This window comes from Microbacterium memoriense, from assembly GCF_025398275.1.
Classification (GTDB): domain Bacteria; phylum Actinomycetota; class Actinomycetes; order Actinomycetales; family Microbacteriaceae; genus Microbacterium; species Microbacterium memoriense.
On record NZ_JAODOR010000001.1, the window covers coordinates 39,708 to 65,115 of the forward strand.

The following is a 25,408-nucleotide window of genomic DNA, read 5'->3' on the forward strand; positions in this document are numbered from 1 at the left end:
TCGAAGGGCGTCGGACTTCGGTCCGGCGCCCTTCGGCGTTTTGCTACGGTTTCGACATGACCGCCGCGCGCAAAGACAGCACCCTGGCCGCCTTCCTGAAGGCTGTCGTGTCGGCCTTCAGTGGCTCTCCGGCGCGTGATGTGCCGACCGTCGCCGTCGGGGCGGATGCCGGCGCCTCGCCGGGCCAGCGAGGCGACACGGCGACGCGGGAAGTGACGCCGCCGGCGGCGGAGGGTCTCCGCATCACGTACGCACCCGACCGCGACGGCGATCCGGATGCCGGTGAGGTCATCTGGACGTGGGTTCCCTATGACGAGAACGACGGCCGCGGCAAGGACCGACCGGTCCTCGTGATCGGGAGACAGAACGCCGAGCGCGTCTTCGCCGTGCGACTCACCAGCAAGTCCCACGACGGTGACCGTGACTTCCTCTCGATCGGTTCGGGTGAGTGGGATTCGCAGGGACGCGAGTCCTGGGTCGACATCGAGCAGGTCTACAGCATCCACACCCGAGGAATGAGGCGGGAAGCCGCCGTGCTCGACCTCACGCGATTCGCCCGCGTGGCTCAGGCGCTGCAGGCACGCTATGGCTGGAGCGCGGGTGCGTAAGGAACGGCGCTTCGCTGGTCACTGGCTCGTTGTCGCTGCTCTGGCCGCGGTCATCCCCGCGTGGCTCACCGTCATGACCGTCGGGGAATGTCAGGACTCCGTCGACCCCGCCCTGAGTGCCTGCACGAGCGGACCGCCGCTCGGTGACGCGGGCACGGTCGTCGTCTGGGGGCTCTGGGCGGTCTTCGCCGTCTGGTGCATCGGTCGCGCGTTCCGTCCCTTGCGGTGAGGCGACTGAGCCTTCACTCGGGCGCGGCGGCAGCGGATGCCGGCGCGAAAATGATGATCGCCGCACCGAGGAGCGCGACCGACGAGCCGACGTAGTCCCACACGGTGGGCTTGAAACCGTCGATCACGATGCCCCACGCGAGAGACCCCGCGACGAAGACACCTCCGTAGGCCGCGAGGACGCGGCCGAAGTTCGCATCCGGCTGAAGCGCGGCGACGAACCCGTAGGCGCCGAGAGCAACGACGCCGAGGAGCGCGAAGATCCAGCCCTTGTTCTCGCGGACGGCTTGCCAGATCAGCCACGCCCCACCGATCTCGGCGACGGCGGCGAGAACGAACAGGAGGATGATGCGCGCAGTCGTCATGAGACCAAGTCTTGCAGGGTCATGGACATGAACCCCGGAAAAGACCGGGTTCTTTACGGTGGGCGATGCGGGACTTGAACCCACGACCTCTTCCGTGTGAAGGAAGCGCGCTACCAACTGCGCCAATCGCCCAAAGTCCGTGAGGACCGAGTCATGATGTTACCGGATGCGCGGTGCTCGGACGAATCCGAAGCGGCGGACACGCGCGGGCGGCATCGGTTTTGCACTTCGCGAATCGTGGACTAAAGTCGATCAAGTGCCCGGGGCAACCAGGGACATGCGGATGTAGCGCAGTGGTAGCGCATAACCTTGCCAAGGTTAGGGTCGCGAGTTCGAATCTCGTCATCCGCTCGAGTGCTGGATCCCTCTTCGGAGGGATCTTGGCATGTGGGATCAAACCACACGTGGTGGCGTGGCCGAGCGGCTAGGCACCGGCCTGCAAAGCCGTTTACACGGGTTCGAATCCCGTCGCCACCTCCACTCAAACTGAATAGCCTGCGAAGGCGCGATTGGCGCAGCGGTAGCGCGCTTCCCTGACACGGAAGAGGTCACTGGTTCGATCCCAGTATCGCGCACAGACAAAACCCCCGGTAAATCGGGGGTTTTTTCGTTCTCGGATTCCCGCGTGGGAGATATGTGGGAGAGCGACCTGAGAACTCACCCGATCTCGGCCCGTGGGAGACGACCGCCCGAACGAGTGTCGGGAGCCGATCGTTAGACTCACGCGAGACGGGATGCCTGGGGTATCCCGCTGATCTTGAGAGGGCACCAATGGCCGGGTTCCTGTCCAAACTGTTCGGCGGCGACAAGGCGAAGGCCGAGCCCACGCCGGCACCCGCACCGCGCGCCGCTCCCGTCGCCTCCGCTCCAGGCCGAGAGGTCCCCGTCTCGTTCCGGGAGGATCTCGAAGTCTCCGGAGAGGCCTACTACCGCGACGGCATCGGCAAGATCTTCCGAGGGCTCGGGCGCACCGAGGGCGGTGTGACCATGCAGACCGCCTACCTCGTCCCCGAGCCGAACAACAAGTACGACCGGAACGCCGTCCGCGTCGTGGTCCTGGGCGAGCAGGTCGGGCACGTCCCGCAGGAGGTCAGCGCGGCGATCGCGCGAGTCTGTGCAGGAGTCGGGCGCGGCAACGTCGCCACGGTCCTTGCTCGCATCTGGGCCCGGAACGATGATGGCACCTGGCGATCCCGCGTGACCCTCATGTTCTCCGGGGACCGCGAGAGCGAGAAGGACTACGCCGCTGAGCAGCGCGAGGCCGACGCCTACTACGCCGAGCGGGAGGCCGAGCGCGAGCGCAAGGAGGCGGAGAAGGCGGCGCGCGAAGCCCACAAGGAGGCCCGCCGTACCGCGGGCGAGGTCGAGGGTCAGTACTGGCCACTCCTCAAGCCCTCGATCTCAGAACTCAAGCGGCAGAAGCGGTTCGAGGAGGCGCGCGACCTGCTGGAGCAATGCATCTACGCCGCAGAGCGCGAGAGCGTCGTGACCGGCGAGGTCCCCGATCCGTGGCCTTCCGAGCAGATCTCCGTGGTCCTCCGTCGTCTCCGGGAGTACCCGCGCGAACTGGCCTACCTCGAACGTTACGTCGCCGCGTGCGGAGATCGAGAGGTCCCGGAGAGCGTGACAATGCGCCTGAGCCGATCCAGGCTCGCGGTCGCGGGTGGCGACGAGGACGCATGATCCCCGGCCAGTGATGGGATGATCCCCTCATGCAAGCGCGAGCCCTCCCGAACGGCAACCTCCTCATCCCCGTCCCCCTCTACGGCGATGACGGACTGACCGGCGAGGGCATGGTCGAGGTCACGTCTGACGATCCCCGCTACGCCCACTGGATCGGGCACGCCCTCCCCGCATAGACGACAAAGCGCCCCGGCATCCGAAGACACCAGGGCGCTCGCTCGCGCGATCAGGCCGCGTCGGACTGAGGGGCGGCGAGATCTGCTCGCTCCTGCTCCCGATCCGAACGCACGATCCCCTCCCCGAGTCCGGAGATCTCCAAGCCCTGCGCCTCCCGGCACGCCTCGGCATCCGCCCGATAGAGCGCCGAATGCGCGCCCACCGTGACCGGCCCGGTCAGCGCCTCCGTCATCACTCGACTCCAGGCATTCGGCAGGGCGATCGTTTCCTCGGCGCGGAGCCGCTCGACAGCGGGCTCATGCCCGAGGGTCGCGAGCCGGTCGAAGACGTGTGCCTCGAACTCCGCGACGATCTCCGGACCCTCCGACGACGCGAGGACCTCGGGGAGGATCTCCAGGTCGTCAAGGATCGCGCCGAGCCGTTCCCTCGATGCCGTGGGGATGATCTGGTCGTAGCGACGACCGGCAGCCAGGAGAGCCTGGACCTTCTCACGCTCCCGAGCGGCGACGGCGAGGCTGTCAGCAGTGGTGGGACGGATGCCGGCGAGGATCGCCGCACGATCCGGGCCGCTCGGCTCGGAGATGGAGGGGATGCGGGCGGCGAGATCGGCGCGGGCTCGGGCGAGTCCTCCGCGTCGTGCCCGCTCGTTCGCCTCCGGGGTCTTGTCAGGATCGTTCTGGCTGAGCGCGACGTGAACGGCGGCGTAGAACTGGCGGAGGGCTGTGAGGTTGGTGTCGGTCATGATGATCTCCCGATCGAGTGAGGCCCTGCTGGGCTGGGGATGAATGTACGGATGTGGTCGAGTTCAAGGCATCTCGCCCTCGTAGGTATCTCTCAGACGCCTCCTTCGCTCGCCTGAGGCGAGTTCTCGCCGTCCGGGGGTCCCTGGAGGGTCTGGGGGTCCTGATCCGGCAGATCGCCGTCCAGGGCCTCGTCCTCGTTGCGGACCTTCCCGAGCCATGCGGCGAGAACCGCTGTGACCTCAGCGATGCCCGAGTCGGTTTGAGGCTCGTACAGGCCGAGCAACCTGGCTCGGTGATGCATGATCCGGAGCATCGAGTCGATCGCGCCGAGATGACCGCGCACGATCTTGTCGGCCAGGGAGCGCTGGGCGAGATCGAGCGCGTGGAGTTCCGTCTCTCGTAGGCGCTTCGCCGCCTCCAGTGGGATTCGGTCGAGTGCCCGCTGGATCGCCTTGCTCGCTGAACTCGCGTGCGCGTAGCCGAGTTCCGAGGCGATCCGGTCGAGCGGATGCCCGAGAGCGCGGAGATCCAGAGCCCGAGCCTCACGCTCCCGAGCAGAGGCGGCGATCTGCGTTCGGGTCTTGCCCTTGGCGTTGGGGTTGGTCATAGGTGAACCTCCGATGTGTCTTGCTCCATGGGTGTCTTGCTCCCGGGCTGGGAGCGGCTGATCTCCTCCAGGTGGAGACGATGCGTTTTGGCCTCGACGCGATAGGCGGCGGCTTCTGCCCTGAGCGCTGAGCAGTAGTCGCGGATCGCTTCTCGGACCCATGCCGGCGAGGCGTCCATCGCTCGCTTGAATGCGGGGGAGACTCGCTGCGCTTGGCGGCTGGCATCGCGGATGTGCTCGTAGGTGGTGTCGGTGCGGCGCTGATCGTTCACAGCCCGGACTCCTTCCGTGCGGTGTGGGCTCGGCCCGCTGGTGAGTCGAGCCAGGCGAGGAACTCCGGGGACGGCCCTTGAGCCTGGACCTGCTCCCAGGCGCGCTCGCGGAGCCAGGTGGCCGGATGCTTCACGAACTCCAGAGACTTGCCGTGCACCGAGCGGGCGAACTGCTTCGTCCTGGCGAGGAGATCGGCCGGATGATCCGCTCGGGTCTTCGCCCATTCCCTGCGGGCGGCGGGCTTGTTCTGATCCCGGGGGTAGACGGCGTACCAGGCCTCGAACTTTGAGGCGTCGGAGATCACCGGATCTGGGGCTCCGCCTTCGTCCTCAGCCTGGAGGGGCGGAGCCACGATGCTTGTTTCTACTTCGGTTTCTACTTCCCTCGTACTGAGTTGGAGTCTGGGACCGCCTCCAGTTGGAGTCTGAGCCTCGCCAGGGTGCCACTGGGTTTGACCCTGAGCATCGCCAGACTCTGCCTCAGTTCGGGTCTGGGATCGTCTCCTCGCCTCCGTCCTGGAGAGCGGGCGCGCTGGCATCGGCGGGAGGGCTGGATCTGAGATCATCCGATAGACCGCCGATCGGTGCTGGCGACCCTCGGAGATCCGCTCGATGAGGCAGAGGTCCATGAGGCGGCGCACGACCTTCGCCGCCCATGCCTCGGAGATCCCGGCCTCCCACGCGATGAGCGGATATGACGGGCTGGTGAGCCCTTTGGCGTTCGAGTGGCCCTCCAGTACGACGTAGACGGCGATGTCGGCGCTTGTGAGCCCGAGCGCGGGCCTCGCGTGGCGGTAGAGCCAGTCGGGGATCTGGGCGAAACCGTCTCGGCGGCTCATCGGTCGCCCTCATCGATGTCGCGAAGATCGAACAGCGGCGGGTTGGTCCTGCGCTCCTCATCGGCTCGGCGGACTTGTTCTCGGGCCTCGGCTACCTGTTGGCGGGCCTTCTCGAACCGCTTGTAGCGGTGTGGCTGCTCTGTCATGGTCGGCACCCCTGGTTGCTCGATCCGACGCCTCAGGCGACGGTCAGGGGTTCAGCGACGGCGAGGATGCTGTCGGCATCCACGCGTAGGAGACGAGGGCCGATGCGAACGGCCTTGAGCCGTCCGTCAGCGATCCAGCGGCGGACCGACTTCTCGGAGATCGAGAGCCGCTCGGCGGTGTCGCGGAGGGTGAGCCATTCGGGGGCGGGAGTCGTGCTCATGATGGTTGCTCCTAGATGCACGAAGACCGAGAAACGACGACCCAGGCTGGGTCTGTGTCGTTGCTCGATCCGCACCTGGCGCAATCGCGGCCCCGCTCCTGGCGGGCCTTCCGTACCCCGGGAGATCGCGGGGGAGCACCTGGCTCTACCTGCTTCGCGATTCCTCGGGTTCTAGCGAGATCTTCTGTTGTGGGCTCTAGATTACCGCAGTGTCAGGACACCGCCCTTTCAGACCCTCCGAGCCATGCGAGCCGCCAGTTCATCATCCCGATCGGTCGTGTGCTGATAGCGCATCGCCGCTCCTGCCGAGGAGTGCCCCAGCCGAGCCTGAATCTCCTTGAGGGTCGCCCCCGTCTGCGCGTAGGCGGTCCCGCCGTAGTGGCGGAGGGCGTGGAACGGCATATCGTCGCGGCCCGCCGCCCGCCGCGCCGGATACCAATGCTTCGTGAACGTGGACTGTGCGAGATGCGAGGAACCGTCAGCAGCAGGGAACAGCAGCGAGTCAGGGAAGCGGCCCGTGTGCTCCTCCAGGTGGCCGACGATCTCGCCGTGGACGTGAGGGGGGAGTGCGACGGTTCGGATGCCCGCCTCGGACTTCGGGGGACCGACCTGGAAACCGCCCGCCGTCGTGTGGGTCACGCCGCGCTCGACGCGAACGCGGATGAGGACGATCTCCCCGGCGTCGTTGCGGGTGATCGTGAGATCCCGCCGCCGCAGTTCGGTCGCCTCGCCGTAGCGGAGCCCGCCCCATGCGGCGAGGAGGACGAGAGCCCGGAACCGAGGCGTGATCGTCTCCAGGATCGTGTCGAGTTCGGCGTCAGCCGGGGGGAGCACCTTCCGGCCCGTGTGGGTGGACTGCCCGCCCTTGATCGTGCAGGGGTTCTCCGAGATCAGCCGATCGTCGGCGGCGGTGCTCATGATCGCGTTGAGGAGCCCGTAGGCGCGGGAGGCCTGAGTCATCTTGCCCGTGTCGAGGAGGCCGGTTCTCCAGGTTCGGACGGCGGCGGGGGAGATGCCGCTCAGATGCCGCGACGTGAGCGGGGCGAGAGGGCCGGCGAGGAGGCGGCGGTACTCATGGACGGTCGCGGGGCGGAGCCGCTCGCCTCGGGAGTTGGTCCGCTCGGTGATCCACTTCTCCGCGTAGGTGCCGAGGGTCTGCTGTCGCTCCGCTTCGGCGGCGGCGGCATCGACGGCGGAGAGCCATGCTCCCCGGGCGATCTGATCCTGGACGCGGGCGAGGTAGGCGCGGGCGTCCGTGAGGGTGGAGAACGTCGCGGGGGCGTTGTGGCGTTCTCCGTCTGGGCCGAGGTAGCGGGCGCGGATTCTGCCGCTGGGCAACTTCTCGACCTGGCCGAACGTCTCCCGACGCTTGCGCTTGCTCTGAGCCGCCATATCTGAACCCTCCGTGGGATATATGTGGGAGATCTACTGTCCATCTGAGAGATCTCGTGTCCACTTATGATCCTACCCGCGCGTGGCGACTCCCCAGTCGAGACACGGGATCGGGGCCGTTTCGCCGCGTGATTCCGGGGATCTGGAGGAGGGCGTTAGAACTGGTTCGATCCCAGTATCGCGCACAAGATAAAACCCCCGGTTCGCCGGGGGTTTTTTCGTATCGCGACCCCACCCGTCCGGAGGATCGCAGGATGACGCTGCCGACGAGCTGATGCGCGGGCGCGAGCGGGGCTAGGCTCGGCGCATGGCCCACCTCGTGCTCTCGGTCGTCGGTGACGATCGCGCCGGACTCGTCAGCGCCCTCGCCCACGAAGTCGCCGCACACGGCGGCAACTGGGAGCAGAGCGAACTCGCGGAGTTGGCTGGCGCGTTCGCAGGAATCGTCCTGGTCTCGGTGCCGGACGAGCGGGTCGCCGAACTGAGCGACGCCCTCACGGGTCTCGCCGGCCTGCTCCGGGTAACAGCGCACGCCGGCACATCGCTGGAGTCCGAACGGACCGGGCGGCCGCTGTCGTTCACCGTCCTCGGCAACGACCGACCCGGAATCGTCCGCGATGTCACGGCCGCGATCACCGCACACGCCCTCAGCATCGACAGTTTCCGCAGTCGCACGGTCGAGGCGCCGATGGCCGGCGGCACGCTGTTCGAAGCGACTGTGACCGTCAGCATCCCGCGTGAGGCGGATGCGGTGGCGATCATCTCCGCGCTGGAAGAACTCGCCGGAGAGATCCAGGTCGACCTGTCCGTCGCCTGAGGTGCGACCCGATGGATCGTGCCGACGAACTGGTCACCGGCATCCGGGAGGCTCTGCACGATGCAGCCGAGCCCGGTATCGCGCTCGGTCAGCAGGCCTACATGAAGTCGGTGATGCCGTTCGTCGGCGTGCGGGTGCCGGCGGTGCGGCGGCTCACCCGCGAGCAGGTCCGGGGCGAGCAGAACCCCGCCGTGCTCCTCGAAACCGCGAAACGACTGTGGGACGAGGCCGGTTTCCGAGAGGAGCGGTACGCAGCCCTCGCGGTGCTCGGGGTCCGTCCCCTGCGCGCAGACCGTGCACTGTTGCCCGTCATCGAGCACGTGGTGCGCACCGGGCAGTGGTGGGATTTCACGGATGAGGTCGTCCACCGCGTCACCGATCTCCTGACTGCGCACACGCCGGAGATGTCCTTCGTCATCCGCACCTGGAGCGCCGACGACGACCTCTGGATGCGGCGGCTCGCGATCATCGCGCAGCTCGGTCGCCGTGATGCGCTCGACCGTGGCCTCCTGGCGGAGGTGATCATCCCCAACCTGGGGGACCCCGAGTTCTTCATTCGGAAGGCGATCGGGTGGGCGCTGCGCGATGCCGCGCGCACAGATCCCGACTGGGTGCGGTCGTTCGTCGCGGCGTATCCGCTCAGCCCGCTGAGCGCGCGCGAAGCTCTGCGGCGGCTCTGACAGGGATTCACAAGGCCAGGGGCAGTACAGCGAGCCCGACGACGCGGTCGGCGATCGCGAGGGCTTCGCTCGCCGGCAGCGCGAGGATCACGGCATCCATCATGGCCCCTGCATCTCGGGTCACGCGCCACGGCGATAGACTCGGGGTTTCGAGCCACCTTCTGGAGACCTTCCCGTGACTGTCGCCTCACCCTCCTCGGACGTGTCCTTCCCGGCCGACGGATTCGCCCTCTTTCCCGACCGCTCCGTCATCGCGCTCCGCGTCAACGGCGAGCTGAAAGACCTCGCGGTCACCGTCGAGGCCGCCGACACCGTCGAGCCCGTCACGGCCGACAGCCCGGATGGACTGTCGATCCTGCGGCACTCGACGGCGCACATCCTCGCCCAGGCAGTGCAGCGCATCAAGCCGCAGGCGAACCTCGGCATCGGTCCGCCGATCACCGACGGTTTCTACTACGACTTCGCGGTGGACGAGCCGTTCACGCCGGAGGACCTCAAGGCGATCAAGAAGGAAATGGAGCGGATCGTCCGAGAGAACCAGCGCTTCGTGCGCAGAGTCGTCTCCGAGGACGAGGCGCGGTCCGAGATGGCGGACGAGCCGTTCAAGCTCGAGCTGATCGATCTGGCCGGTGGACCCGGATCGGGCGCGAACGCGGCCGAAGGCGCGTCGGCCGAAATCGGTGCCGGCGACCTCACCATTTACGACAACGTCGACCGCGACGGCGAGACGGTCTGGAAAGACCTCTGCCGCGGTCCGCACGTACCCGGCACCCGCATCGTCGGCAACGGCTGGGACCTCACCCGCATCGCGGGTGCGTATTGGCGCGGGAGCGAGAAGAACCCTCAGCTCCAGCGGATCTACGGCACCGCGTGGCCCAGCAAAGACGAACTGCGCGCGTACCAGCAGCGGCTCGAAGAAGCGGCGAAGCGCGATCACCGCAAGCTCGGCAAAGAACTCGACCTCTTCTCTTTCCCCGAGGAGATCGGCTCAGGCCTGTCGGTGTGGCACCCCAAGGGCGGTGTCATCCGCGGCGAGATGGAGCAGCACGCACGCCGTCGCCACGTCGAGGGCGGCTACACGTACGTGTACACACCCCACATCTCCAAGGAAGATCTCTTCCTCACCTCGAACCACCTCGTCACCTATCGCGAGGGCATGTTCCCGCCGATCGTGATGGACGAAGAGCGCGATGCCGAGGGGAACATCACCAAAAAGGGCCAGGACTACTACCTGAAGCCCATGAACTGCCCGATGCACATCCTCATCTACAAGGAGCGGGCGCGTAGCTATCGCGATCTGCCGATGCGGCTCGCCGAGAACGGCACCGTGTATCGCAACGAACTTTCCGGCGCTCTCCACGGGCTGACCCGCGTGCGGGGATTCACCCAGGACGACTCGCACCTCTTCGTCACTCCCGACCAGCTCGAGACCGAGACGGCACGGGTGTTGGAGTTCGTGATCTCGATGCTCCGCGACTTCGGTCTGGAGGACTTCGAACTCGAACTGTCGATGCGTGATGACGAGAAGTCGAAGTGGATCGGATCGGATGAGTTCTGGGACTACTCGACCAATGCCCTGCGCCAGGTCGCGATCGCGAGTGGACTGAAAGTCACCGAAGTCGCCGGTGAAGCCGCGTTCTACGGACCCAAGATCGATCTGAAGACCCGCGATGCGATCGGTCGCACCTGGCAATTGTCGACCGTGCAGGTCGACGTCAACCTGCCCGAACGATTCGACCTGGAGTACACCGGTCCGGATGGCGAGAAGCACCGTCCGATCATGATCCACCGCGCACTGTTCGGCTCGATCGAGCGATTCTTCGCGATCTTGCTCGAGCACTATGCGGGAGCGTTCCCGGTGTGGCTGGCACCGGTTCAGGTTGTCGCGATTCCCGTCGCGGAGCAGTTCGGCGACTATCTGGATGAGATCGTCGAGCGGCTGCGCGCGACGGGTGTCCGCGCCGAGGTCGACCACTCCGATGACCGCATGCAGAAGAAGATCCGCACGCACACGACGCAGAAGGTGCCGTTGCAGCTCATCGCCGGCGAGCAGGACCGCTCGGCGGGTACCGTGTCGTTCCGTTTCCGCGACGGATCGCAGACCAACGGCATCACCGTGGATGAGGCGGTCGCGAAGATCGCCGCGGCGATCGCCGATCGGACGCTCGTCAACACGGCGGCGGACCTCGCGTGACGGGCGCCGATCGGTGAGCGAGCGCGGCGAGAACCCCGAATCGGCGCTCATCGACGCCAGCACCTTCGCCGGCGTCCCCGACGGTTTTCAGCGGTTGTGGACGCCGCACCGGATGGCCTACATCACGGCGGGCGCCGATGTGAACCGGGGGAGCGGGTGCCCCTTCTGTGTCGCGCCCGAGCTCTCCGACCCGGACGGGCTCATCGTCCACCGTGGGCGCACGGCTTACGTTCTGCTGAACCTCTTTCCCTACAATTCCGGCCACCTGCTCGTATGCCCGTATCGGCATGTGGCGACCTACGATCAGGCGACACCTGGGGAAGTCGGCGAGATCGCGGAGCTGACGCAGACCGCGATGCGGGTGCTGCGTGAAGTCTCGCGGTGCGACGGTTTCAACATCGGCATGAATCAAGGCGCCGTGGCCGGGGCTGGCGTCGACGAGCACCTCCACCAGCACATCGTGCCGCGCTGGGCCACCGACGCGAACTTCTTCCCGATCATCGCTCGCACCAAGGCGTTGCCCCAGCTCCTCGGCGACGTACGCGAAGCCGTAGCCTCCGCCTGGCCGCGGGGCTGAGGAACCCGCGCCGGGTGTGGACAACCCTCCCGGGCAGACGCAGGTCGTCATTAGGTTGAGGTATTCCGGGAAAGGATGCCGCATGACCCGTCGCACATCGCTCACCCTCGCTGCAACGCTGGTCGCCTTTGCAGCGCTGACCGGGTGCACCGGCGCAGGAACGGCGTCGCCGACGGAGACGGCGGCATCCTCAGCGTCGCCCACGGCGACACCGACCGGCGCGATCGGCGATCCCGATCTGGAGGATGCGTTCGCCGAGCGCGAGCAGTTCTTCCGCGACCAGCAGTTCGCCTCCGGGAGCACGTCCCTGAGTGCGGTGACCCCCGCGCAGAAGGATTTCATCGCTGAGCAACGCGCCTACATCGAATCGCAGGGGGCGGTGTGGTCGCCCGAGTACGAAACCGTCTACCTCGCGCTGACCGCCGACGCGTGCGAGACATCGATTCTGAACGGACATGCGCTCGAGACGACCACGTTCACGACCCACCTGCAGACCTCGCCGCTCGTGGCGACCCTGCTCGACGGTGTCCCGGAAGACCAGCGCACGGCGGCGACGGGCAATCTCGCCTCCGTCATGGTTTTCGGCACCAGCTTTTTGTGCCCCGCGGACTCCCCGCAGTGGGAGGCCGCGTACACCGAGGTCTTCGGCTAACGGACCTGCGTGACGGCGAACTGCATCCGCGGGTGCGCGTAGGACTCCTGCGACTCGACGAGGAGGAGCTCCCGCGCGCCGGCGTCGTACGTGTTCTGCAGGAGGTCGAAAACGCTCGAGACGGTGCGGGCGAGGGCGCCGGCCGCGTCGCCGCTGGCCCTGTAGTGCGCTGTGAACAGTGCCGCCGTGACATCGCCGGAACCGTTGGCCTTCATCGGGATATGCGGCGTCTGCACGATCCACGCACCCTCGTCCGTCACGGCCAGCATCTCGATCGTGCCCTCGGGGCGGTCGGGTCGCTCCACCGAGGTCACGAGCACGGTCGCCGGGCCGAGTGCCCGGGCCGCGTCCGCCGACGCCAACGTCGATGCGAGATCGGTCGGCTCGGTGCCGGTGAGGAAGCCGAGCTCGAACTGGTTCGGCGTGATGATGTCCGCCGCCGGCACGACCCGCTCGCGCAGGAGGATCGGGATGGCGGGCGCGACGAAGCATCCGCTCTTCGCGTTGCCCATCACGGGGTCGCACGCGTAGACGGCCGCAGGGTTCGCCGACTTGACACGGTGCACGGCGTCGAGGATGACCTCGGCGATCCCTTCGCCGCCTTGGTAACCGGAAAGAACGACGTCGATGTCACCGAACACACCACGATCCTCGATGCCGGTGATGACGTCGCGGACGTCATCGGGCGAGATGAGTGGACCGCGCCACGCCCCGTAGCCGGTGTGGTTCGAGAAGTTCACCGTGTAGACGGGGAGGACCTCGACGCCGATGCGCTGCAGGGGGAAGACAGCGGCGGAGTTGCCGACGTGGCCGTACGCGACGGCGGACTGGATGGACAGGATCTTCACGATCATCCCGCTTTCTTGGATGCGGCCGCCTGAACGGCGGTGGAGAGGTCTGATGCCAGCCGGGCGGCGTCGGCATCGGAGAGGTCGTGGACGGTCAACCGCAGGTGGAACGCGGCCGCGTCGTCGGAGAGCACGAATTCGTCGCCCGGTCGCGCCAGCCACCCGCGGCGCATGAGCTGTTCGGCGACCGCGCGCGCGGGAGCCGCCACGCGCACCCACAGATTGAGGCCGTCTCCGGGGGCGGCGTCGATTCCGTGGTCCACGAGACGTTCCGCGAAGGCGGCGTTGCGCGCGGCGTAATGTGCGGCGGCGGTCTGGATGCCGGTGCGCGTCGCATCGTCGGTCACCAACGCGTGCGTCAAGCGCTGGAGCAGGTGACTGACCCAGATCGTGCCCGGGCTCAGTCGCATCGCCAACCGCTCGGCGGTGTCGGGATCGGATGCGGTGACGGCGAGACACATGTCGGGTCCGAGGAACTTCGATACCGACCGGACGAGCGCGTAACGCCGGTGCGTGGGACCGATCATCGAGTGGAACGGCCGTGAGGAGAGGAGGGAGAAGTGGTCGTCTTCGATCACGAGCACATACGGATGATCGGCGAGCACGGCGCGGAGGGCGGCGGCGCGCGTCGCGCTCAGGCTCGCGCCGGTGGGATTCTGCGCACGTGGGGTGCAGACGACGGCGCGCACCCCGGCGGCGAGCGCCGCTTCGAGACCGGCGACCGTCATCCCTTCACCGTCGACCGGCACGGGGACGGCGCGATACCCGCCGAGCCGCACGGTATTCATGCTCGAGAGGAAGCAGGGATCCTCCAACGCGACCGCATCATCGCGCGTCAGCGTCTGGGCCAACAGTCGTTCGATCGCGTCGGAGGCGCCGCTGGTGACCGTGAGGCGGAAGGGCACGCCGGCCGCGAGGTCCGCACGCATCCACTCGGTCGCCCATGCTTCGAGGTCGCGGTCGATCACCGGCTCCCCGTAGAGCACGGTCCGGCGGCCGAGTTCCGGCAGTACGGGGTGCAGGGGTGGGATGAGGGTGGCATCCGGATTTCCCGTCCCGATATCGCGCAGAATGCTGTCTGTCGCGTAGCCCTCTTGCGCGACGCGCTCGGGGCCTGCGACGAGTGTTCCGCCGCGACCTCTGCTGACGACGAGCCCGGCCTGCGCGAGCTGTCGGTACGCCGCCATCACGGTGTTGCGGTTGACGGCGAGCCGATCTGCCAGCGCGCGCACCGGGGGCAGCGCCGCGCCGACCTCGATCCCGCCCCGCTCGATGAGCGCACGAAGACTGTCGGCGATCTCGAGGGCGGAGCCGCCCCGGATGCCGTCGTCGATGGGATCGTCCGGACTCATGTCGCTGTCCATCCTATGGGCTTGGTACGTGCTAGTTTTTGGCCTAAGCCAATCACCCGATGCTCGGCGCCGCGCGCCCGAAGGAGCTGTCATGTCCACTCCCGCCACCGGATCATCCCGCGTCAAGCGCGGCCTCGCCGAAATGCTCAAGGGCGGCGTCATCATGGACGTCGTCACTGCCGATCAAGCCAAGATCGCCGAAGACGCCGGAGCCGTCGCCGTCATGGCGCTCGAGCGCGTGCCCGCCGACATCCGCGCACAGGGTGGCGTGTCGCGGATGAGCGACCCCGACATGATCGACTCGATCATCGACGCCGTCTCGATCCCCGTCATGGCCAAAGCCCGTATCGGACACTTCGTCGAAGCTCAGATTCTGCAGGAGCTCGGCGTCGACTACATCGACGAGTCCGAAGTGCTCTCACCGGCCGACTACGTCAACCACATCGACAAGTGGGGGTACACGGTGCCCTTCGTCTGCGGGGCGACGAACCTCGGCGAGGCCCTGCGCCGCATCACGGAGGGCGCCGCAATGATCCGTTCCAAGGGTGAAGCCGGTACCGGCGACATCTCCGAGGCGATGAAGCACATCCGCAAGATCCGCGGTGAGATCGCCGGTCTCGCGGCCCTCTCGAAGGACGAACTCTACGTCGCCGCGAAGGACTTGCAGGCGCCGTACGACCTCGTCGCGGAGATCGCCGAGACCGGCACCCTCCCCGTCGTCCTGTTCGTCGCCGGAGGGGTCGCGACTCCGGCCGATGCCGCGATGATGATGCAACTGGGCGCAGACGGCGTTTTCGTCGGCTCCGGAATCTTCAAGAGCGGCAACCCGGCCGAACGCGCGGCCGCGATCGTCAAGGCCACGACGTTCTTCGACGACCCGAAGGTCGTGGCGGAGGTCTCGCGCGGGCTCGGTGAAGCGATGGTCGGCATCAACGTGAGCGACCTTCCCGCGCCGCATCGCCTCGCCGAGCGCGGATGGTGACGACTCTTCGCGCGCAGCATCCATGTCCCACTTCTGGTCGTCCGGACGTGCCGAATCCGACCGCACGTGGGACATGGGCTACGCGGAGTGGGACATGCGCTGCCGAAAGTGGGACACGGCGAGGGTGGGATGGGGGAGGGAGGGGATGCCGGTGAAGGTCGGGGTCCTCGCGTTGCAGGGCGACGTGCGGGAGCACGCGCGCGTGCTCACCGCGCTCGGTGCCGAGGTCGTGCGGGTACGCCGGCCCGACGAGCTCGCTGAGGTCCAGGGGCTCGTGCTGCCCGGCGGGGAGTCGAGCGTGGTCGACAAGCTCTCGCGTGCGTTCGGGATGCAGCAACCGATCCGGGCGGCGATCGCGGCCGGCATGCCGATGTACGGCACGTGTGCGGGGCTCATCCTGCTCGCGGATCGTGTCGCCGACGGGATCGTCGGACAAGAGACATTCGGTGGGTTGGATATCACCGTGCGACGAAACGCGTTCGGGAGTCAGGCCGATTCGTTCGAGACCGACCTGGCCGTTCCCGTTCTGGGCGACCCATCGGTGCGCGCCGTGTTCATCCGCGCTCCATTGGTGATCGAGACCGGAGCCGACGTGGAGACGCTCGCGGCCCTGGACGACGGACGGATCGTCGCCGTGCGCCAAGGCCCGCTGGTGGGCACCGCGTTCCATCCGGAGGTGTCGGGCGAGACCCGCTTCCACGAGTTGTTCCTGAACGCCGTCCGCAGCGCCTGAGGACGGCATCACCGAGCCCGGACCGCATCGGAATACACTTGTCGTCATGTCCGGACACTCCAAATGGGCCACCACCAAGCACAAGAAGGCGATCATCGACTCGCGCCGTGCGAAGTCGTGGGCCAAGCTCATCAAGAACATCGAAGTCGCCGCGAAGCTCGGCGGAGCTGACATGGCGGGCAACCCGACGTTGTTCGACGCCGTTCTGAAGGCGAAGAAGATGTCGGTCCCCAAGGACAACATCGATCGCGCGGTCAAGCGCGGTGCCGGCATCGGCGGCGAAGCGGTCGAATACACCTCGATCATGTACGAGGGCTATGGCCCCAACGGGGTCGCCCTCATGATCGAGTGTCTGACCGACAACAAGAATCGTGCGGCCGCCGAGGTCCGGACGGCGCTCAGCCGCAACGGCGGCACTCTCGCCGACCCCGGTTCGGTGGCGTACAACTTCACCCGCAAGGGGGTCATCGTCGTCTCCGCTGAGGACACGACCGAAGACGACGTCATGCTCGCCGTGCTGGATGCCGGTGCCGAAGAGGTCGAGCCGCATGGCGAGGGCTTCGGCGTGATCACCGAGGCGACCGACCTCGTCACCGTGCGCACTGCCCTGCAGGAAGCCGGGATCGAGTACGAATCGGCCGACGTCGAGTTCGTCCCGAACCTCAAGGTCGAGATCGACGCCGACACCGCACGCAAGGTCTTCCGCCTGATCGATGCGCTCGAAGACAGCGAGGACGTGCAGAATGTCTTCAGCAATTTCGACCTCAGCGTCGAGGTGCAGGCCGAACTCGAGAACGACACCGACGAGTAAGCAGCGTTTCGCGGGCGGATGCCGCCTCTTCCGCGCGTAGCGTGGGGGAGTGGCATCCGCTCTTCGCGTTCTCGGGATCGACCCCGGCCTGACCCGGTGCGGTGTCGGTGTGGTCGACGTCGCCCGCGACCGCTTTGCCACCCTCGTGCACGTCGGAGTCGTCCGGTCGGATGCCGGGGCGCCGATCGAGCAACGACTGGCCACCATCGCCGCAGGCATCCGGGCTGTTCTCCTTCAACACCAACCGCACGTCGTGGCGGTCGAGCGTGTGTTCGCCCAGAACAATCGGAGCACCGTCATGGGAACGGCGCAGGCCAGTGGAATCGCCCTGCTCCTCGCGGCGGAGCACGGACTGCCGGCCGCGACCCATACGCCCTCGGAAGTCAAAGCTGCTGTCACGGGATACGGTGCCGCTGACAAGCTCCAGGTGCAGACGATGGTCGCCCGGGTGTTGCGGCTCGATGCTCTTCCGCAGCCCGCCGACGCTGCCGACGCGCTCGCTCTCGCCCTCTGTCACGCGTGGCGACGAGGTCCGGCGATCGCCGCGACCGGCGACAGCGGCCTCACCCCAGCCCAACGCGCGTGGGCGGACGCGGAACGCGCCGCGCGCCGGTGAGAAGCCGGCTGCGTGTCGCTCGAACAAAACTGCGAACCACTCTCTAGGCTCGCTTCATGATCTCTTCCCTCCGCGGCCGGGTCCTGCATCTGGACACCGACCTCCTCATCGTCGAGGTCGGCGGCGTCGGCTTTTCTGTCGCCGTGACCCCGGAGGTCGTGCGCGAGTTCCATCTCGGCGATGAGATCGTTCTGCACACGACGCTCATCGTCCGCGAAGACGCGCTGTCGCTGTTCGGATTCCGGGAGCGGGAGGAGCTCACGGTCTTCACGCAGCTGCTCAGCGTCTCGGGCGTCGGCCCGAAGTCGGCCCTCGGCGTGCTGGCTGCGCTCTCGGTGCCGCAGATCGCCGATGCCGTGAACGCAGAGGACGACGCACCGTTCCGCCGCGTGTCGGGGATCGGACCGAAGACAGCGAAGCTCATCGTCGTCCAGTTGGCGGGCAAGCTCACGACCGTGATCGCTCCCGCGGCCGGTGCCACCGCGTCGCCGTCGACGACTGCTCAGGTCGCTGCGGCGCTCGTCGCGCTCGGCTGGAACGAACGGACGAGTGTGCAGATCGCGGCCGATGTCGTGGCAGCTGCGACGCCGGCAGAACAAGGCTCGGTGCCGGCATTGCTGAGGTCGGCTCTCGCTCAACTCGGTCCCGCTCGAACGGAGCGCACGGGTGTCTGAACCGCTCCCCGAGTCTTTCGACCCCGCCCTCCCGCAAGACGAGGTCGAACTCGCGGTCGAAGGTGCGCTCCGTCCGGCGTCGCTGGCGGAGTTCGTCGGACAGCACAAGGTGCGCGGACAGCTTCAGCTGCTGCTCGACGCGGCGCGCATCCAGCAGCGTCCCGCGGACCACATCCTTCTTTCCGGCCCACCGGGTCTCGGCAAGACGACCCTGGCGATGATCGTCGCCCACGAGAGCGAACGGCCGCTGCGTCTGTCCAGTGGTCCGGCGATCCAACACGCCGGGGACCTCGCCGCCCTGCTCTCGAGCCTGGTCCCGGGCGAAGTGCTCTTCATCGACGAAATCCACCGCATGGCCCGCTCCGCCGAAGAGATGTTGTATCTCGCGATGGAGGACTTCCGCATCGACATCATGGTGGGCAAGGGTGCGGGGGCGACCAGTATTCCCCTGGACCTCGCCCCGTTCACGCTCGTGGGCGCGACGACACGGTCGGGGATGCTGCCCAATCCGCTCCGCGACCGCTTCGGCTTCACCGCACACCTGGAGTACTACGATCCGAGCGAGTTGGAAGAGGTCATCGCTCGCTCCGCTGTGGTCCTCGGCATCGGGTTGCCTCCGGTCGCGCGTGCCGAGATCGCCCGTCGGTCGCGCGGTACCCCCCGCATCGCGAACCGGCTGCTGCGTCGTGTCCGCGACTACGTCATCGTGCACGGAGGGGCGGGACCTGGGCGTGGGGGTCAAGCGACAGAGAGCGACGTGCATGCGGCGCTCGACCTGTACGACGTCGATGCGATCGGGCTCGACCGCCTCGATCGTGCTGTTCTGGATGCCGTCGTCCGACGGTTCCGTGGGGGACCGGTGGGGCTCAACACGCTGGCTGTGACGGTCGGTGAAGAATCCGAGACGATCGAATCGGTCGTGGAGCCGTACCTCGTGCGAATCGGATTCTTGGGGCGCACGCCGCGGGGTCGTATCGCGACGGCGGAGGCCTACGCCCATCTGCGCGTGCCGGAGCCGGGCGGGGCCCTCCGAATCGATGACCTATAATCGCTGAAGGCTTCACGGCCATTCTCGCGCTCACCGTCACCCCCATCGAGCGCACTCCCCGAAAGGTGTCATCCGCATGGATTGGATTCTGCTCGTCGCCATGGCGGCTCTGCTCGGCTTCATGTTCTGGAGCTCGCGCCGGCGCGCAGCACGCCTCAAGACGGAGCAGGAGACCAAGGCCCGACAGATGGTGCCCGGCGTGAAGGTGCTCCTTCAGGGTGGCCTGTACGGCACGCTCGTCGCCTACGACCCTGAGGATCTGTCGAAGTCGGCCGAGGTCGAACTCGCTCCCGGCGCGATCGTCGAGGTGCACAGCCAGGCGATCCTGCGCGTGGTCGAGCCCGAGGTCGAGGAGATCTCCGAGGAAGAGTTCGACGAAGCTGAGGAAGCTCAGGCCGAGTACGAGGCCGATGTCGCCGAAGGAATCATCACCCCGGTTGAAAGCCGTCCCGTCGCCGACGGCGACGACAAGCCCCAGGCCTGACACACGCATCGTCCGCGTTCGCGGATTTCTCTCAGAAAGCTGACCCTTCGTGGCCACACCCACCCCTGTTCGCCATGCCTGGCGTGCACTGACCGGCCTCCTGATCGTCACCGCCGTCCTGTTCGGCGTGAATGCTCTCGGCGTGTACGCCTTCGGGAAGAGCTCGTGGACTCCCGAGCTCGCTCTTGATCTGCAGGGCGGGACGCAGATCATCCTGCAGGCGAAGACGCCGGACGGCTCCGCGCCCACACCCGAGCAGATGGATCAGGCAGCGTCGATCATCCGGCAGCGTGTCGACGCATCCGGTGTCGGTGAGACGGACATCACGACGCAGTCCGGCAACCAGATCGTGGTCCAGATCCCGGGCCCGGCCGACGACGAGACGCGCGATCGCATTGCGTCGTCCGCGCAGATGCAACTACGCGCGGTGCTCTACACAGGAGCCGCGAGCAACCAGTTCATCGGCGAGGACGGTAATCCGACGCCGTATCCGACGCCCGACCCGGCGCTCGAGGCGACGCCCACCGCCGCGCCGACGGACGGCAGCGACATCAACTGGATCACTCCGGCGTTGCAGGCCGAGTTCCTCGCCTACGACTGCGCCGACCCGGCCAATGACCCCGCCAATGCTCCGGCTGATCAGCCCTTGATCACGTGTGAGGGGAACGCTGCCAAGTATCTCCTCGGTCCCGTCGAGCTCGACGGCTCATCGATTTCGGATGCCACCTTCGGCCTGAACACGCAGACCAACCAGTGGGCGGTCAACCTCGTCTTCGACAGCAACGGCACCGAGACCTTCGGTGAGATCAGCCAGCGTCTCTTCCTGCTGACGTCGCCGCAGAACCAGTTCGCCTTCGTCCTCGACGGCGAAGTGATCTCGGCCCCGTCGATGAACGGCGTGATCCTCGACGGCAAGCCGCAGATCACCGGAAGCTTCACGCAGGAGACCGCCAAGGTCCTTGCTGACCAGCTGAAGTACGGAGCTCTGCCGCTCAGCTTCGAGGTCCAGAGCACGAACGCGATCTCGGCGACGCTGGGATCGCAGCAGCTGCAGATCGGCCTCATCGCGGGCCTCATCGGCCTGGCACTCGTCGCACTGTATTCCCTGATCGTCTACCGCGCGCTCGGCTTCGTGATCATCGCGTCGCTGCTCGTGATGGGCGTGTTGACCTACATCACGCTCTGCATCCTGGCGTGGCGCATGGGCTTCCGACTGTCGCTCGCCGGTGTCGCCGGCTTGATCGTCACCATCGGCTTCACGGCAGACTCGTTCATCGTCTATTTCGAACGTATCCGCGATGAGCTGCGTGACGGCAAGTCGATCACCGGCGCCGTGGAAGACGGCTGGGGCCGCGCGAAGCGGACGATCTATATCTCGAAGTCGATCAACATCCTCGCCGCCGTCGTGCTCTACATCCTCGCCGATGCCACGGTGAAGGGCTTCGCGTTCACGCTCGGTCTCACCACCGTCATCGACATCCTGATCTTCATCCTGTTCACCCACCCGGTGCTGCAACTGCTCGCCCGGACGAAATTCTTCGGTGGCGGACATCCGCTGTCGGGCCTCGACCCCGAAGCGCTCGGAGCCGTCTACCGGGGGCGCGCGCAGTTCCGCACCCCGGTCGAGGCGACCGCCACGAAGGGCGCCGCGGCCCGCCGTGCTGGTCGATCGCGCGGCGAAGCGGAACGTCGCCAGACCATTGCCGAGCGCAAGCAAGCCGAGAGCGCGGCCAAGAGCCGCTCCACGACGGAGGGGGACGTCTGATGCGCTCCATGAATGACCTCGGCAACGACCTTTACAGCGGGAAGACCTCTTTCCCGTTCGTCGGCCGCCGCCGCCTGTGGTTCATCATCGCCGCCATCCTGGTCATCGGCGCGGCGCTGGTCCCGCTGTTTCGTCCGATCCAGTTCTCGATCGAGTTCACGGGTGGATCCCAGTTCACCGTCAACAATGTCAGCAGCCCCGACCAGGCGGCCGCCACGACGGCGGTGCAGTCGGTGGTGCCCGGCACCACGACGAAGGTCACCACGATCGGCTCGGACGCCGTCCGCGTGCAGACGGATCAGATGACGGAGGCCGAGACCCGCGACGTCACGGCTGCTCTCGCGGAAGAGTTCGGTGTCACGACTGACGAAGTCAGTTCCTCCTTCATCGGTCCGAGCTGGGGACAAGACGTCACCCGCCAATCACTGTGGGGTCTGGCGATCTTCCTCGCCCTGACTTTCGTGATCCTTGCGGTGTACTTCCGCACCTGGAAGATGTCGGTCGCCGCGATCATCGGTCTCGTCGACGTGCTCGTGATCACGGTCGGCGTGTACGCGCTCTTCGGGTTCGAGATCTCGCCTGCTGCCGTGATCGGATTCCTCACGATCCTGTCGTATTCGCTTTACGACACGACGGTCGTGTTCGACAAGGTCCGTGAGAACACCCACGAGGACGGCGAAGGATCTCCACGCACATTCGCCGAATCGGTCAACCTCGCTGTCAACCAGACGTTGATCCGATCGATCAACACGACGGTAGTCGCGGCGATTCCGACCGGCGCAATCCTCTTCATCGGCGCACTGTGGCTCGGTGCGCAAACGCTCACCGACATCTCGCTGTCGATCTTCGTCGGCACGATCGTGGCGGCCTACTCGACGCTGTTCGTCGCCGCGCCGCTGTACTCGCTGCTGCGCGAGAACGAGCCGGCGCTCAAGGCGCGCGACGCCCGCATCATCGCGGCGCGGGAGCTCGCGACGGCCACGGTCTGAACGACCGGGCTTCCGCGCGGGCATAGAATTACAAGGTTCCATGAGGCGGAGGTGATCGGGTGACCGAAACGTCGCCGGCGTCCGCCCAGAACCCGCCGCAGAGCTCGTCCCTGCGTCGCCTGGTGCCCCGGATCTTCTCCCGTGCACCCGCGCGGGACGGCGTCGAACAGCTCATCCGGACCGTCCGCACGCATCATCCCAAGGGCGATGTCTCGGTCATCGAACGGGCCTATCAGGTCGCCGCACGTGCGCACGCCTCGCAGAAGCGGCAAAGCGGTGAGCCCTACATCACTCATCCGCTCGCCGTGGCGCACATTCTGGCCGACCTCGGTCTCGGCCCACGAGCGATCGCCGCGGCGCTGCTGCACGACACGGTGGAGGACACCGACTACAGCCTCGACCAGCTCACAAGCGACTTCGGCGATGAAGTGTCCATGCTGGTGGACGGCGTCACGAAGCTCGACAAGGTCAAGTACGGAGACGCGGCTCAGGCCGAAACTGTCCGCAAGATGATCGTCGCGATGTCCAAGGACATCCGGGTGCTGCTGATCAAGCTCGCGGACCGCCTGCACAATGCCCGCACGTGGGGTTTCGTGCCGCCCGAGAAAGCCGCCAAGAAGGCGACCGAGACCCTCGAGATCTACGCGCCGCTGGCCAATCGCCTCGGCATCCAGGCGATCAAGAGCGAACTCGAGGACCTTTCGTTCGCTGTCCTGCATCCCAAGCTCTACGCCGAGATCGACAGCCTCGTCAAGCAACGCACCCCGCAGCGCGAGCAGTACGTGCAGAACGTGATCACGTCGGTTGAAGAGGATCTTCGCGACCTGCGCATCCGCGGACGCATCATGGGACGCCCGAAGCAGCTGTACTCCGTCTACCAGAAGATGGTGGTCCGGGGTCGTGAGTTCGACGACATCTACGACCTCATCGGCGTCCGTGTGCTGGTCGGAACGGTGCGGGACTGTTACGCCGTGCTCGGCTCGATCCATGCGCGATGGACGCCGCTGCCGGGTCGCTTCAAGGACTACATCGCCACACCGAAGTTCAACCTCTATCAGTCCCTCCACACGACGGTCATCGGTCCGGGCGGGCGGACGGTCGAGATCCAGATCCGCACGAACGAGATGCATCAGCAGGCGGAGTACGGTGTAGCGGCGCACTGGAAGTACAAAGAGCGGATGAACGGCGGCAAGGCCGAGGCTAAATCGCTCGACACCGACATGGCCTGGCTCGCGCACATCTCGGACTGGCAGGCTGAGACAGCCGATCCGGGAGAATTCCTCGATTCGCTGCGCTTCGAGATCGGTGCGAAAGAGGTGTACGTCTTCACACCGAAGGGACGCGTCATCGGCTTGCCCGCGGGCGCGACACCCGTCGATTTCGCGTACGCCGTGCACACCGAAGTCGGCCACCGCACGATGGGTGCGAAGGTGAACGGGCGACTCGTGCCGTTGGAGTCGGCGCTCAGCAGCGGTGACGTCGTCGAGGTCTTCACGTCGAAGAACCCGGATGCCGGTCCGAGCCAGGACTGGCTCGCCTTCGTCTCCAGCACGCGGGCGCGCAGCAAGATCCGCGGCTGGTTCACGAAGGAGCGGCGCGAAGAAGCCGTCGAGCAAGGCAAGGACGCGATCGCGCGGGCCATGCGTCGACAGAATCTCCCGCTCCAGCGGTTGATGAGCCAAGACTCGTTCACCGAGGTCGCCCACCAGCTGAAGTACGAGGACGTGACGGCGCTGTACGCCGCCGTCGGTGAGGGACACGTCTCGACGCAGTCCGTCATCGAGAAAGTCACTGCACAGGTCGGAACGCACGAAGACACGTCGACCGGCGCCATCGAGATCCCGCATGTGGGACGCTCGAAAGCGCCGCGCTCGGGAGATTCCGGCGTGCTCGTCCGGGGCGCGCCGGACATTCTCGTCAAGCTCGCGAAATGCTGCACGCCCGTCCCCGGCGACGAGATCGTCGGATTCGTCACGCGCGGCAGCGGCGTCTCCGTGCACCGCGGCGACTGCACGAACGTGAAGGCGTTGAAGGCGGACGCCGAGCGTTTGATCGAGGTCACCTGGGCTCCGACGACGAAGAGCATCTTCCTCGTGCAAATCCAGGTCGAGGCGTTGGATCGCTCGGGCTTGCTCAGCGATGTGACACGTGTGTTGAGCGAGCACCACGTCAATATCCTGTCGGCGTCGGTATCGACCACCAACGATCGCCTCGCGATCAGCCGCTTCGTGTTCGAGATGGGGGACATCGTCCACCTCGACCGTGTGCTGAACGCGGTCCGCCGGATCGATGCGGTCTATGACGTCTACCGGGTCACTTCTTCCTGAGCGGGCTCGCGTTCCGCCAGGAGCCGGAGGAAGACGAGCGCCGGCCGCTTGAAGTGCAGGGGCGGTGCGTGCTGGAGCCACTGCGCGGTCTCGCCGGCGAGATCCGGGTTCCACAGCGCCATGGCCTCGATGGCCGGTCGCGATCTCACTTCGCCCCGACAGAGATCCCGGACGAGATCGGCGAGAGTGCGCGCAGGAGTCGTCACGGAGACCCCGCCGATCACGGTCACATCGTCGATCGGGACGGCGCGATCACGATAGACGAGACGCGGGTCGCGCACGTGAGTGCGCACGCGGGAGAGCCGCTGCACCGTGTGACGCGACGGGGGAGCAGAGATCGCACCGTGTATCCACGCGGCGGACACGTGTGTCAGGGCCACCGCCGGCGGGATCAGTCGGCCCAGTGACGCCGCACGCAGGGCGCTCGTTTCGACAGCATCCGTCGGCATGAACGCTTCGCCGACGTCGATGAGGTCGCCGTCCAGCCGTGCGGCGGTCAACTCGGCGAGCGACAATCCCTCGTCGGAGAAGTACAGGAACGGCCAGCTCATGCTGGCAGTGTGCCCCACCCCCGTGCC

General features: G+C 66.8%; 30 protein-coding genes and 4 tRNA genes. 22 read left to right on the forward strand and 12 right to left on the reverse strand.

Annotation, left to right across the window (positions count from 1 at the left end):
* Nucleotides 1-56: 56 nt before the first annotated feature.
* Both N4R40_RS00165 and N4R40_RS00170 read left to right on the forward strand, forming a co-directional pair.
* Complete coding sequence (locus tag N4R40_RS00165; RefSeq protein WP_261605345.1) at nt 57-608, forward strand: type II toxin-antitoxin system PemK/MazF family toxin; 552 nt, start codon at nt 57-59, stop codon at nt 606-608.
* Complete coding sequence (locus tag N4R40_RS00170; protein WP_261605346.1) at nt 601-837, forward strand: hypothetical protein; 237 nt, start codon at nt 601-603, stop codon at nt 835-837. Before N4R40_RS00165 ends, N4R40_RS00170 begins: the two co-directional genes overlap by 8 nt.
* A gap of 13 nt (nt 838-850) precedes the next feature.
* Here N4R40_RS00170 and N4R40_RS00175 read toward each other — a convergent pair whose 3' ends face one another.
* Entirely contained in the window at nt 851-1,201 is a 351-nt protein-coding gene (locus N4R40_RS00175; protein WP_261605347.1) for a YnfA family protein, read from the reverse strand.
* A gap of 59 nt (nt 1,202-1,260) precedes the next feature.
* Nucleotides 1,261-1,333: transfer RNA gene (locus tag N4R40_RS00180), tRNA-Val, on the reverse strand.
* Between the two features lie 147 nt (nt 1,334-1,480).
* Between N4R40_RS00180 and N4R40_RS00185 the strand changes: the two genes are divergently transcribed.
* From N4R40_RS00185 to N4R40_RS00205, 5 genes are all read left to right on the forward strand, one after another.
* Nucleotides 1,481-1,552 (forward strand) — tRNA-Gly (locus tag N4R40_RS00185).
* Nucleotides 1,553-1,607: 55 nt separating this feature from the next.
* A tRNA-Cys gene (locus N4R40_RS00190) sits at nt 1,608-1,681 on the forward strand.
* A gap of 23 nt (nt 1,682-1,704) precedes the next feature.
* Nucleotides 1,705-1,776: transfer RNA gene (locus N4R40_RS00195), tRNA-Val, on the forward strand.
* A gap of 196 nt (nt 1,777-1,972) precedes the next feature.
* Nucleotides 1,973-2,884: an HIRAN domain-containing protein gene (locus N4R40_RS00200; protein ID WP_261605348.1), complete on the forward strand. Its 912-nt coding sequence runs from the start codon at nt 1,973-1,975 to the stop codon at nt 2,882-2,884.
* A 29-nt stretch (nt 2,885-2,913) separates the two neighbouring features.
* On the forward strand, nt 2,914-3,060 hold the full coding sequence (locus N4R40_RS00205; protein WP_261605349.1) for a hypothetical protein: 147 nt from the start codon (nt 2,914-2,916) through the stop codon (nt 3,058-3,060).
* Nucleotides 3,061-3,110: 50 nt separating this feature from the next.
* On the opposite strand, the gene N4R40_RS00210 is transcribed toward N4R40_RS00205, so the two are convergent.
* The 7 genes from N4R40_RS00210 to N4R40_RS00240 all read right to left on the reverse strand — a co-directional run bounded on the left by N4R40_RS00210 (nt 3,111) and on the right by N4R40_RS00240 (nt 7,281).
* The gene (locus tag N4R40_RS00210) at nt 3,111-3,803 is read right to left on the reverse strand and encodes a hypothetical protein (protein WP_261605350.1); all 693 of its coding nucleotides are present in this window, start codon (nt 3,801-3,803) and stop codon (nt 3,111-3,113) included.
* A gap of 92 nt (nt 3,804-3,895) precedes the next feature.
* Entirely contained in the window at nt 3,896-4,411 is a 516-nt protein-coding gene (locus N4R40_RS00215; protein ID WP_261605351.1) for a helix-turn-helix domain-containing protein, read from the reverse strand.
* Nucleotides 4,408-4,683 carry a hypothetical protein gene (locus N4R40_RS00220; RefSeq protein ID WP_261605352.1) on the reverse strand — a complete coding sequence of 92 codons (276 nt, stop codon included), beginning with the start codon at nt 4,681-4,683 and terminating at the stop codon, nt 4,408-4,410. The genes N4R40_RS00215 and N4R40_RS00220 overlap by 4 nt, the downstream gene beginning before the upstream one ends.
* Complete coding sequence (locus tag N4R40_RS00225; protein WP_261605353.1) at nt 4,680-5,036, reverse strand: hypothetical protein; 357 nt, start codon at nt 5,034-5,036, stop codon at nt 4,680-4,682. Before N4R40_RS00225 ends, N4R40_RS00220 begins: the two co-directional genes overlap by 4 nt.
* A 482-nt stretch (nt 5,037-5,518) precedes the next feature.
* The gene (locus N4R40_RS00230; protein ID WP_261605354.1) at nt 5,519-5,668 is read right to left on the reverse strand and encodes a hypothetical protein; all 150 of its coding nucleotides are present in this window, start codon (nt 5,666-5,668) and stop codon (nt 5,519-5,521) included.
* 32 nt (nt 5,669-5,700) lie between these two features.
* A complete protein-coding gene (locus N4R40_RS00235; protein ID WP_261605355.1) occupies nt 5,701-5,889 on the reverse strand; it encodes a helix-turn-helix transcriptional regulator in 189 nt (62 codons plus the stop codon).
* Nucleotides 5,890-6,117: 228 nt separating this feature from the next.
* A complete protein-coding gene (locus tag N4R40_RS00240; protein WP_261605356.1) occupies nt 6,118-7,281 on the reverse strand; it encodes a tyrosine-type recombinase/integrase in 1,164 nt (387 codons plus the stop codon).
* A gap of 307 nt (nt 7,282-7,588) precedes the next feature.
* Between N4R40_RS00240 and N4R40_RS00245 the strand changes: the two genes are divergently transcribed.
* The 5 genes from N4R40_RS00245 to N4R40_RS00265 all read left to right on the forward strand — a co-directional run bounded on the left by N4R40_RS00245 (nt 7,589) and on the right by N4R40_RS00265 (nt 12,201).
* Entirely contained in the window at nt 7,589-8,098 is a 510-nt protein-coding gene (locus tag N4R40_RS00245) for a glycine cleavage system protein R (RefSeq protein WP_261605357.1), read from the forward strand.
* A gap of 11 nt (nt 8,099-8,109) precedes the next feature.
* Entirely contained in the window at nt 8,110-8,778 is a 669-nt protein-coding gene (locus tag N4R40_RS00250; RefSeq protein WP_261605358.1) for a DNA alkylation repair protein, read from the forward strand.
* A 175-nt stretch (nt 8,779-8,953) separates the two neighbouring features.
* On the forward strand, nt 8,954-10,972 hold the full coding sequence (gene thrS, locus N4R40_RS00255; protein WP_261605359.1) for a threonine--tRNA ligase: 2,019 nt from the start codon (nt 8,954-8,956) through the stop codon (nt 10,970-10,972).
* 13 nt (nt 10,973-10,985) lie between these two features.
* Nucleotides 10,986-11,549, forward strand: a complete 564-nt coding sequence (locus N4R40_RS00260; protein ID WP_261605360.1) for an HIT family protein — start codon at nt 10,986-10,988, stop codon at nt 11,547-11,549.
* Nucleotides 11,550-11,631: 82 nt separating this feature from the next.
* Entirely contained in the window at nt 11,632-12,201 is a 570-nt protein-coding gene (locus tag N4R40_RS00265; protein ID WP_261605361.1) for a hypothetical protein, read from the forward strand.
* On the opposite strand, the gene pdxY is transcribed toward N4R40_RS00265, so the two are convergent.
* Together pdxY and N4R40_RS00275 are read right to left on the reverse strand one after the other, a co-directional pair.
* Nucleotides 12,198-13,049, reverse strand: coding sequence for a pyridoxal kinase PdxY (pdxY, locus tag N4R40_RS00270; protein WP_261605494.1), 852 nt, complete (start codon nt 13,047-13,049; stop codon nt 12,198-12,200). The two genes, N4R40_RS00265 and pdxY, sit on opposite strands and share 4 nt — an antisense overlap.
* Before the next feature lie 2 nt (nt 13,050-13,051).
* Nucleotides 13,052-14,401, reverse strand: coding sequence for an aminotransferase class I/II-fold pyridoxal phosphate-dependent enzyme (locus tag N4R40_RS00275; protein ID WP_261605362.1), 1,350 nt, complete (start codon nt 14,399-14,401; stop codon nt 13,052-13,054).
* Nucleotides 14,402-14,492: 91 nt separating this feature from the next.
* On the opposite strand from N4R40_RS00275, the gene pdxS reads away from it, so the two are divergent.
* The 10 genes from pdxS to N4R40_RS00325 all read left to right on the forward strand — a co-directional run bounded on the left by pdxS (nt 14,493) and on the right by N4R40_RS00325 (nt 24,830).
* Complete coding sequence (pdxS, locus tag N4R40_RS00280) at nt 14,493-15,383, forward strand: pyridoxal 5'-phosphate synthase lyase subunit PdxS (RefSeq protein WP_261605363.1); 891 nt, start codon at nt 14,493-14,495, stop codon at nt 15,381-15,383.
* Nucleotides 15,384-15,528: 145 nt separating this feature from the next.
* Nucleotides 15,529-16,116: a pyridoxal 5'-phosphate synthase glutaminase subunit PdxT gene (pdxT, locus tag N4R40_RS00285; RefSeq protein WP_261605364.1), complete on the forward strand. Its 588-nt coding sequence runs from the start codon at nt 15,529-15,531 to the stop codon at nt 16,114-16,116.
* A gap of 46 nt (nt 16,117-16,162) precedes the next feature.
* The gene (locus N4R40_RS00290; protein WP_261605365.1) at nt 16,163-16,927 is read left to right on the forward strand and encodes a YebC/PmpR family DNA-binding transcriptional regulator; all 765 of its coding nucleotides are present in this window, start codon (nt 16,163-16,165) and stop codon (nt 16,925-16,927) included.
* A 49-nt stretch (nt 16,928-16,976) separates the two neighbouring features.
* Complete coding sequence (ruvC, locus tag N4R40_RS00295; RefSeq protein WP_261605366.1) at nt 16,977-17,543, forward strand: crossover junction endodeoxyribonuclease RuvC; 567 nt, start codon at nt 16,977-16,979, stop codon at nt 17,541-17,543.
* A gap of 56 nt (nt 17,544-17,599) precedes the next feature.
* Nucleotides 17,600-18,217 carry a Holliday junction branch migration protein RuvA gene (ruvA, locus tag N4R40_RS00300; protein ID WP_261605367.1) on the forward strand — a complete coding sequence of 206 codons (618 nt, stop codon included), beginning with the start codon at nt 17,600-17,602 and terminating at the stop codon, nt 18,215-18,217.
* Entirely contained in the window at nt 18,210-19,265 is a 1,056-nt protein-coding gene (gene ruvB / locus N4R40_RS00305; RefSeq protein WP_261605368.1) for a Holliday junction branch migration DNA helicase RuvB, read from the forward strand. Before ruvA ends, ruvB begins: the two co-directional genes overlap by 8 nt.
* 76 nt (nt 19,266-19,341) lie before the next feature.
* Entirely contained in the window at nt 19,342-19,749 is a 408-nt protein-coding gene (locus tag N4R40_RS00310; protein ID WP_261605369.1) for a preprotein translocase subunit YajC, read from the forward strand.
* Nucleotides 19,750-19,798: 49 nt separating this feature from the next.
* Nucleotides 19,799-21,514 carry a protein translocase subunit SecD gene (gene secD / locus N4R40_RS00315; protein WP_261605370.1) on the forward strand — a complete coding sequence of 572 codons (1,716 nt, stop codon included), beginning with the start codon at nt 19,799-19,801 and terminating at the stop codon, nt 21,512-21,514.
* Nucleotides 21,514-22,503 (forward strand): protein translocase subunit SecF, encoded by a 990-nt coding sequence (secF, locus tag N4R40_RS00320; RefSeq protein ID WP_261605371.1) that lies wholly within the window; start codon nt 21,514-21,516, stop codon nt 22,501-22,503. Before secD ends, secF begins: the two co-directional genes overlap by 1 nt.
* 59 nt (nt 22,504-22,562) lie before the next feature.
* Nucleotides 22,563-24,830 carry a RelA/SpoT family protein gene (locus tag N4R40_RS00325; RefSeq protein WP_261605372.1) on the forward strand — a complete coding sequence of 756 codons (2,268 nt, stop codon included), beginning with the start codon at nt 22,563-22,565 and terminating at the stop codon, nt 24,828-24,830.
* On the opposite strand, the gene N4R40_RS00330 is transcribed toward N4R40_RS00325, so the two are convergent.
* Nucleotides 24,809-25,381 carry an SAM-dependent methyltransferase gene (locus N4R40_RS00330; protein WP_261605373.1) on the reverse strand — a complete coding sequence of 191 codons (573 nt, stop codon included), beginning with the start codon at nt 25,379-25,381 and terminating at the stop codon, nt 24,809-24,811. The two genes, N4R40_RS00325 and N4R40_RS00330, sit on opposite strands and share 22 nt — an antisense overlap.
* Nucleotides 25,382-25,408: the final 27 nt, after the last annotated feature.